This window comes from Viscerimonas tarda (genome assembly GCF_054601255.1).
This window is the reverse complement of the sequence record NZ_BAAHWV010000065.1, coordinates 1-7,330: the sequence shown is the minus strand read 5'-3', so window position 1 is coordinate 7,330 and position 7,330 is coordinate 1. Positions and strand designations below refer to the sequence as shown.

The 7,330-nt window shown below is 41.4% G+C and carries 9 protein-coding genes and 2 pseudogenes; 3 read left to right on the top strand and 8 right to left on the bottom strand.

Going from position 1 to position 7,330, the window contains the following annotated elements:
- The 4 genes and pseudogenes from ACYPWY_RS15210 to ACYPWY_RS15195 form a co-directional block, all read right to left on the bottom strand.
- Positions 1-388 (bottom strand): annotated as a pseudogene (locus ACYPWY_RS15210) (DNA topoisomerase); the annotation flags it as partial.
- Between the two features lie 86 nt (positions 389-474).
- Positions 475-957, bottom strand: a complete 483-nt coding sequence (locus tag ACYPWY_RS15205; protein ID WP_459686396.1) for a PcfK-like family protein — start codon at positions 955-957, stop codon at positions 475-477.
- Positions 958-1,003: 46 nt separating this feature from the next.
- On the bottom strand, positions 1,004-1,996 hold the full coding sequence (locus ACYPWY_RS15200; RefSeq protein WP_459686395.1) for a fusion protein: 993 nt from the start codon (positions 1,994-1,996) through the stop codon (positions 1,004-1,006).
- Between the two features lie 11 nt (positions 1,997-2,007).
- Positions 2,008-2,247, bottom strand: a complete 240-nt coding sequence (locus ACYPWY_RS15195; RefSeq protein ID WP_044165798.1) for a hypothetical protein — start codon at positions 2,245-2,247, stop codon at positions 2,008-2,010.
- 457 nt (positions 2,248-2,704) lie between these two features.
- Here ACYPWY_RS15195 and ACYPWY_RS15190 point away from each other — a divergent pair, with 457 nt between their 5' ends.
- Together ACYPWY_RS15190 and ACYPWY_RS15185 are read left to right on the top strand one after the other, a co-directional pair.
- Positions 2,705-2,995, top strand: a complete 291-nt coding sequence (locus ACYPWY_RS15190; protein ID WP_183209675.1) for a helix-turn-helix domain-containing protein — start codon at positions 2,705-2,707, stop codon at positions 2,993-2,995.
- Between the two features lie 3 nt (positions 2,996-2,998).
- Entirely contained in the window at positions 2,999-3,307 is a 309-nt protein-coding gene (locus tag ACYPWY_RS15185; RefSeq protein WP_044165791.1) for a helix-turn-helix domain-containing protein, read from the top strand.
- Between the two features lie 51 nt (positions 3,308-3,358).
- On the opposite strand, the gene ACYPWY_RS15180 is transcribed toward ACYPWY_RS15185, so the two are convergent.
- From ACYPWY_RS15180 to ACYPWY_RS15170, 3 genes are read right to left on the bottom strand one after another with little or no spacing between them, the layout of a single operon-like run.
- Positions 3,359-3,715, bottom strand: a complete 357-nt coding sequence (locus tag ACYPWY_RS15180) for a protein-tyrosine kinase (protein ID WP_044165790.1) — start codon at positions 3,713-3,715, stop codon at positions 3,359-3,361.
- Between the two features lies 1 nt (position 3,716).
- Positions 3,717-5,060, bottom strand: a complete 1,344-nt coding sequence (locus ACYPWY_RS15175; protein ID WP_459686394.1) for a site-specific integrase — start codon at positions 5,058-5,060, stop codon at positions 3,717-3,719.
- 20 nt (positions 5,061-5,080) lie between these two features.
- Entirely contained in the window at positions 5,081-6,301 is a 1,221-nt protein-coding gene (locus ACYPWY_RS15170) for a site-specific integrase (protein ID WP_459686393.1), read from the bottom strand.
- 407 nt (positions 6,302-6,708) lie between these two features.
- Here ACYPWY_RS15170 and ACYPWY_RS15165 point away from each other — a divergent pair, with 407 nt between their 5' ends.
- Positions 6,709-7,080 (top strand): GxxExxY protein, encoded by a 372-nt coding sequence (locus ACYPWY_RS15165; RefSeq protein WP_459686392.1) that lies wholly within the window; start codon positions 6,709-6,711, stop codon positions 7,078-7,080.
- A gap of 57 nt (positions 7,081-7,137) precedes the next feature.
- On the opposite strand, the pseudogene ACYPWY_RS15160 reads toward ACYPWY_RS15165, so the two are convergent.
- Positions 7,138-7,330 (bottom strand): annotated as a pseudogene (locus ACYPWY_RS15160) (hypothetical protein); the annotation flags it as partial.

Below are 7,330 nucleotides of genomic sequence, written 5' to 3'. Positions count from 1 at the left end.
ATATAATAGTAGTTGCATCCTTGACACATTTCTTTGAAAATGCCTCCAACATTCTGCCCGCAACCATTTCATAAATGGTTTGTTCTTCGCCGGAAAGGTCTTTGGGTTGATTTTCGGTAATCAAAAGCGCGTGGTGGTCGGTTACTTTCTTGTCATCGACACAGCGGATATTCAGGATTTGAGTGTCCATTTTGGCGGCATAATCGCCAAAACGCGGGTGCGTTTTCATACTGTTAATGAGTTCGGGGATTTCATCGAATACGTCTGCGGAAATATAACGGCTGCCTGTGCGTGGGTAGGTAATCAGTTTTGCCTCATACAGTTTTTGCGCAATGGAAAGTGTTTTGTCCGCCGAAAAGCCGTGCTTTTGGTTTGCTTCTTTTTGTAAATGTCTGAACCTTGATTTTCTTGATTAAAAGATTTTCATGATTGTATAATAAAATATTTATTATATTTGTAGTAGTCGGAAGATAATTATTTGACTACAAACTGTATAAAAGACTCTCGCATGAAAACGGGCAGTAGATAAGTAAGAATTAAGTGCTTAGGGACTGTGTTCGTTTCGGGTTGCTTGGCTTTCGGCTTGGCATTACCGTGTTTCATTTTGGCATAGGCTTCGTCCTGTACTTTCTGAATGGCTTTCTGTCGTGCCTGTGCTTTTTCTTCATCGGTTAGGATAATGGTATGGTTTACCACAACATTACACTCAATGCGCTTGCCAACCTCGATATTGTCCTCATCGTAATAATGCAGGGCAAGGGAGTAAATTTCATCATCCGTAAATCCACATATTCCGCTTTGCTGCACGTAATTGAGAATGTAGGTTACACAATCGTCAATGTTCTTGTTCGACTTGGCATAGGTGGGGGCGAACAGTTCATCGGTCTGCGCTCTCTGTTCTAAATAACTCTGTATAGTTATTTTGAAATAATCGGTTGCTGTATTTTCTGCTTTCATTGTTTTTGTGATTTGTGGGGCGAATTGCTCCGCCCCGTATGAATACTTAATCTAATCCGAAATAATAGGCTAATTGCTGTTCCTGTGATTTTGTGAATATCCAACCAGCTAACCTCTTTCCGTTGAATGTCAGATGACTGTTAAATCGTCCACCCATTGCTTTGAGTTCGTCTTTGATTGACTTGGTATCTCCGAAAACGGCTACGGCTTTGGCTGAATACTCTACCAATGTGCAACCGCCTTTGGTTTCTTCTGTCGGCTTGCTCGGTGGCGTTGTATCGGTCTTTGAAAGGTGTATATTGTCTTCGTTCCCTGCGGTGTAGGCAAAATCCTCTATCGTGCGATTGCGGTCATAGACTTTCACTTTTTCGATTATCCAACCGCAATATTTACTCTCTCCCAAATAATAGCCGTCGCCCATGCTGTATTTCTCACGGTGTTCATAATCCTCATTAAACTCGGCTAAATAGGCGGTTTCTTCTAAATTGGGAGCGTGTTTCCGCATTTCGGAAAAGATGTCCCGTTTGTGCTTAGAAAAGCCCAAAATAACAGTGCGTTGCGTACTGTGTGCATAATAATCGGTCATTCGGTCGCTGTCGTCCTGTTTCAATCTCGCCACGATAACTGCTTGTGCATCTTCGGGGAATATCTCGGCAAAGCGTTTTCCTCCGATTTCTTTAACCTGCTCTACTCTGATTTTTTCCTTTTCGGCTTCGTCCTGCTCCACTTGCTTCTGTCCGTGTGCTTGTTGAAGAAGTATCGCTACCTCGAAACTGTCCATAAATTGAGGGTTCTCGCTGTCATAGTAATAACCGATACCGAATTTTTCGTTTAATGGTCTGATAATGTCAGCCGTCTGAAAATCCTTTGTCCGCAGGTTAATCAACTTGTAAGCAATGCCCCAATCATTTTTGCGGATTTCATATACTACATACCTGTCGTAGCTGTAACCCTCCATTTGGATTATCTGATTGACTTCTACCACTTGTTTGGCTCTGTCTATCTCCTTGTTTGCTCCTAATAAAAACACTTTGCTCATAATCGTTGGGATTAAAAAATGTGAGTGAATAAAAACCAGAAAAAGCCTATCAGAGCGATGAGAGAGAAAAGGCAGGATGCGATACCCTTTAGGATATTCCAACAGAAAACCACGCCCAAAACCACCCAAATAAAGTCGATACCCCACACATAGAAACCTACTGCGGTCGCTACTATCTTTACCACCAATTTTATGCTTAATGGATGGTTGATAGATTCCTGTTTCCTATTTATTTTTTCTATTGTTCTCATAACGTCTGACTTTTTTTTATGCCGTAACGGAGAGGGTATGATGAGTTCTGTTTCAGTAGCTTAAAAAGGTAGGTGTTAGCCCACACCAAATTTTTCGCGGGAAATACGCTCGCCCGTAGGGAAAGAGGAAGATTTTTTGCTAAAAATTTTGTTGGGCGTGAACGCCGGAAATACCTTTGCTGCTGACAACAGAACCATCATGTTTTTACCCTCTCCATATCCAGGCATATAAAAATGAGGAAGACGTTATACCGGGAGAACGGTAGAAAAAACTATATCAGTGATTGGTTATTATGGGAAACAATCACTGCAATCGCTGTATTTATTGGCGGTTGACCAACTTTGGCTGCCAGTCTGTTTTAGTTGGTAGCCACTCTATGCCATAGAAAAATAGAGCGGTAAATAGATAAATGGGAATGTCTATTTTTGTTTCTCCGGGAATACAAAGCGTAGAAATATGGAGATAATCAGTATGAGTATAAAGGTCTTTGACACTTTAGTAAAACGTGTCGAAGATATTGAAGAAAAGGCGGAGAGGTTATACCGTCGTCAGGAAGATTTAAGTTTGAAAAAATGGCTGGATAATCAGGATGTTTGCGAGATATTGGATATAACCAAACGTACCCTGCAAAGCTATCGGGAAAAGGGGTTATTACCTTATAGCCGTATAGAGTATAAGATACGTTACAAGCCGGAAGATGTGCAGAAACTACTGCAATCTTCGGCTCATCAACCGAAAAAAATGTAGGTCATGAATAATTTGATTGAAAAAAGCGATCCGCGCGTGATAGACATTTTTCGACGGTTGGAAAAGGCAAGTAGTCTGATTGATAAATTGGAAGTCCCCTCCCGTCGTTCTTTTAACGGGCAACGCTTCGTTACCGACCGGGAGCTTTCGGAAAGGCTGAGGGTAAGCCGCAGGACATTACAGGAATACCGTTCGGCAGGAACTATTCCCTATTACCTGATCTGTGGTAAAATTCTTTATAAAGAATTAGAAATACAGCAATTTTTGGAAGATTCCCGAAAGCAGACCATCGACCAACAGGAATTGGTATAAACAAGAAACGACCTTATTTACGGGTCGTTTCTTGTTTCCGGCATATAGCAATCAATTCAGCATCGTATTAATGCCGGGGATTTTCCAAAGTATTACGGGATTCAATGCCTGTCCGGTAATCCACTCACGAAAATATTGTGCCTGCCGGGATTTGAGCCGGAAAGCCAGTGCCGTTATCATTTCCAGATTATAGAGTGTCAATATACTGCCGTTTCCATTATCCTTATGGCGGCAAACCATATCTTCCCGTAATATCTCGTTTTTTAGTATGGAACGGATATTGCTGTTTATAGCCGATATGAACACGCTGAAAATATCGGCGATTTCGTGCTGGGTAAGCCAAACGCCGCCCGCTATTGAACGGATAATTACCCGTCCTTCTTCTATTTTGATTGTTGTTGTATTCATTTTATTGATTGTTTGAGGGTTGAACATTCTTGTTTTTCTTCCTTTCTCCGGGATAACGGATAGCCGCCCGGAGCGATTCATCTTCATACAATGTAACTTTATTAGCTTTAGATGCCGTCCGGGATTTAAGCCGTTTCATATCTTCATCCACTTTTTTATCGGTTACTTTGGCGTATATCTGTGTGGTGGAGATATTCTTATGTCCCATCATCCGGCTTACGGTTTCAATAGGAACGCCCTGTGAGAGCGTAATATGCGTTCCGAAATTATGTCGTGCTTTGTGAAATGAAATATGTCCGGTTCCGCAAATCTTAGCGATTTCTTTCAAAAGTTTCCCCATATAGCTACGGTCATAAACTTTGAATATACGTTTGCCGGTTCTCTGAGGACGGTATTTCTCCATAATTTTCAGGGGTATTTCTAAAAGGCGTACATCACATCCTGTTCCGGTCTTTTGGCGCTTTATTTTAATCCAAAAACTTCCGTCAGAAGCCTGTTCAATATGCTCGTCAGACAATCTTGTAAGGTCGGCGTGGCACAATCCGGTGAACGTCGAAAAAACGAACAAATCACGGGCGCGACGTAAGTTGGGTCTGTCGAGTTGGCACTGCATCAGTTTCTCCAAATCTTCCAGTTTCAGATGACGGCTCTTTAGCGGTGGTAATTCGGGAAACAGTTTCATATAAGGGTCGCGCCGGAGCGTTCCCTGATTGAAAGCCCGCTTGGTTATTTTCTTTAGGTTGTACAGATGTTGATGCACTGTTTTTTGCTGTAACCCTCTGTCTGTCCTTAAAAAGAGATCGTAATCCTCGTAAAAACGAAGGTTAAGACTACGGAGCGTTACATCATCGGCATCATACTTTTTCAGGATAAATGCTAAAAGATGATTGTATGACACCACATATACACCGTGTGCCTCTTTTTTACGATCTACTCCAATCCGTTTCTTAAACTCGTCGTTATGTTCTTCAAAGAGTTTCATTAGCGTAAGCGGTTTTTGGGCGATACCTTTCAGGGCGTTCTTAACGAGTTCGGCCGTAACAAATCCCAAACTCTCCTTTATTTCCTTATGATGGTTTTTGATACGTTCCGTAAGCTCGTCGATAGACTTGTTTACTTGGAGCGCATTTTGGCTACGCCCTGCGGCACGGCCTTGTGTTGAATCCCATAGGGACGGATTAACGGATACTTTCGTTCCTACCTGTTCGGATTCAGCATCAATGCTGATATTACACAATAGCTGACACATACCGTCCTTGCGGATTTTAGTACGGTTGATATAGAATAAAATCGCAAATGTGCTGCGCCGTTTATCTTTCTTATCTTCTTTAATTTTTGCTTCCATGATTGAAATATATTAAGTTATTAAATAGCAAATTTGAATTTCCCGGCGATACGTTTCTCCAACATTTTCATATCCTCATCAATCTTGTCGTTGGTGATTTTCGCATAAATCTGTGTCGTCGAAATCTGGCTGTGTCCAAGCATACGGCTTACTGTTTCTATTGGAACACCCTGTGAAAGAGTGATTTCGGTGGCGTATGTGTGCCGCCCGCAATGCCAGGTGAGCCGTCGGGCGATACCACATATACGGGCGATATTTTTCAATGCCCTGTTCAACTCCCCATTTGGGTACATCGGCAGTAGTCGTCCGTTGGTTGCTGTCCCCCGATAGCGTTCAAGAATTTGCAAAGGAATTTCGAGCATGGGAATTTCATAGTCTATTCCGGTTTTCTCACGGAATGTTTTTATCCAGACTACATTATCTTCGGCAACCGAAATATCTCCGTCAGTTAATTTGCACATATCGCAATACGGGATTCCGGTATAGCATGAAAAGAGGAATAAATCACGGATAAGGTATTGCTTTGAGGTAACAAGCGGAGTTGTCATCAGCTTATTCAACTCCTTTCGAGTAAGATATTTTTGTTGCCGTTCAGGACGCTCCGGCTCATAACCGGCGAAAGGATTTTTGGTGATGATGCCCTCGGTTATAGCTTCCCCGATAATAGTGCCCAACCGAGTAGTATATATTACTATCGTACCCGGAGCAAGCCGACGGTCAATTTTCAGATAGAGGTCAAATTTATCAATAAACGACCTGTCTAATGCAGAAAATGGAATATCTGAAAGTTTGTATTTCTCTTTCAGGAACTTTGTGAGATGGTTAAGTGTGAACCAATAACCTTTTTCCGAACCTTCCTTACGGTTTACGCCGATGCGCTTGTCGAAATTCTCGTTATGGGTACGGAAATAGGATAATAGCGTTTCCTGCCCGGATGCCATGCCCAGCAATAAGTTCTTTACATCTTCGGCTGTTACGCCATCCCTTACCGTCGACAGTTCACGGTAATACGACAGGGCGGATGCTCTGATTTCGTCCAACTGCCGGTTAATTTCATTTGCCGTATGGCTTTTCCCTGTGGCACGGCCGGATGCCCATAAATCTGCCGGAACAGTCATTTTTGCACTAAAGATGGTTTCGGAGAATTTTCCGATTGAAAGCCTTGCCATTACAGGGCTTTTACCATCCTTTTTCGTTTCATTCCTTTTCAGGTAGAATGACACCTTTACGTCCTTTGTCATAACTCTGTTATTTAAGTGTAAAATTACTTGTAACAGAGTTATTTTCAGTTGTATAAAATATGGAGCGAATGGGAAACAAACTCCAATTTTCTACTAAAAAACCCATCTTTCTGCCGTTAGTGCGAAAAAAGGGTTATTTTTGAAAGACGTTTTTAGAAAAACAAGTGCTCTTTAAGGTGATTATCTTTATTCAGGTTGTTTTTGCTTCCTAATTCGACTAACCAAAAAGGCAGTATATAGGTAGCAAATCTTTCGCTTAACTGCTCTATATTCTTCCACTTTGCCTATTAGAAGAATATAGCGAAACAACGCTGAACTAACCTAACAACCAAATACTTACTCTATTCTTCCAAATTTTGCCTATCTTTGCGAGATTCTGGCTATCTTTGTGGTAAAAAATACAAATTATGCTGTACGAAGATTTAACAAAACGAATTATCAAATGTGCTATGCAGGTGCATAGTACGTTAGGAAACGGATTTCAGGAAGTAATATATCAACGGGCATTGGCTATCGAAATGGAACTCGAAAGGTTAGCATTTGCAAGAGAAATGGAAATGCCTGTTTTTTACAGGGATACTCAAATCGGAACACGAAGGGTTGATTTCTTTGTTGAGGAAAAGATTATGGTAGAATTGAAGGCAATTATCAACCTTGAAGATGTACACTTGGCACAGGCAATGAATTATCTTGAAGCCTATAAAATGCAAATAGGGTTGTTGATTAATTTTGGCGCAAAAAGTCTGCAATTCAAAAGAGTACACAATAATAAACTTTGACCTTGATTTTTAGAATTAAAAGATTAACATGATGCTTGAATTAATCATATTAATCTTTTAATCAGGAAAATCAAGGTTCAGACATTTTCCTTCCTGTTCCTGCTTGGCGGCTTGTTTTTCCGCCTGCTTTTCGGTGGGTTGCGTTTGACCGCTGTTCAAAGGCTCTTTGATATTTTTGGTAGCTTCGGTGGTGTTGCCGTTATTGTTTTTGGCAACCTGCACCTTGTGGCGGTCATCGGGAATGACTTTT

Excerpts from the sequence above, each read along its gene's own strand:
- ACYPWY_RS15205 (WP_459686396.1), bottom strand. The coding sequence starts at position 957 with ATGAAAGCAGAAAATACAGCAACCGATTATTTCAAAATAACTATACAG.
- ACYPWY_RS15180 (WP_044165790.1), bottom strand. The coding sequence starts at position 3,715 with ATGAATACAACAACAATCAAAATAGAAGAAGGACGGGTAATTATCCGT.
- ACYPWY_RS15200 (WP_459686395.1), bottom strand. The coding sequence starts at position 1,996 with ATGAGCAAAGTGTTTTTATTAGGAGCAAACAAGGAGATAGACAGAGCC.
- ACYPWY_RS15165 (WP_459686392.1), top strand. The coding sequence starts at position 6,709 with ATGCTGTACGAAGATTTAACAAAACGAATTATCAAATGTGCTATGCAG.
- ACYPWY_RS15195 (WP_044165798.1), bottom strand. The coding sequence starts at position 2,247 with ATGAGAACAATAGAAAAAATAAATAGGAAACAGGAATCTATCAACCAT.
- ACYPWY_RS15185 (WP_044165791.1), top strand. The coding sequence starts at position 2,999 with ATGAATAATTTGATTGAAAAAAGCGATCCGCGCGTGATAGACATTTTT.
- ACYPWY_RS15175 (WP_459686394.1), bottom strand. The coding sequence starts at position 5,060 with ATGGAAGCAAAAATTAAAGAAGATAAGAAAGATAAACGGCGCAGCACA.
- ACYPWY_RS15190 (WP_183209675.1), top strand. The coding sequence starts at position 2,705 with ATGGAGATAATCAGTATGAGTATAAAGGTCTTTGACACTTTAGTAAAA.
- ACYPWY_RS15170 (WP_459686393.1), bottom strand. The coding sequence starts at position 6,301 with ATGACAAAGGACGTAAAGGTGTCATTCTACCTGAAAAGGAATGAAACG.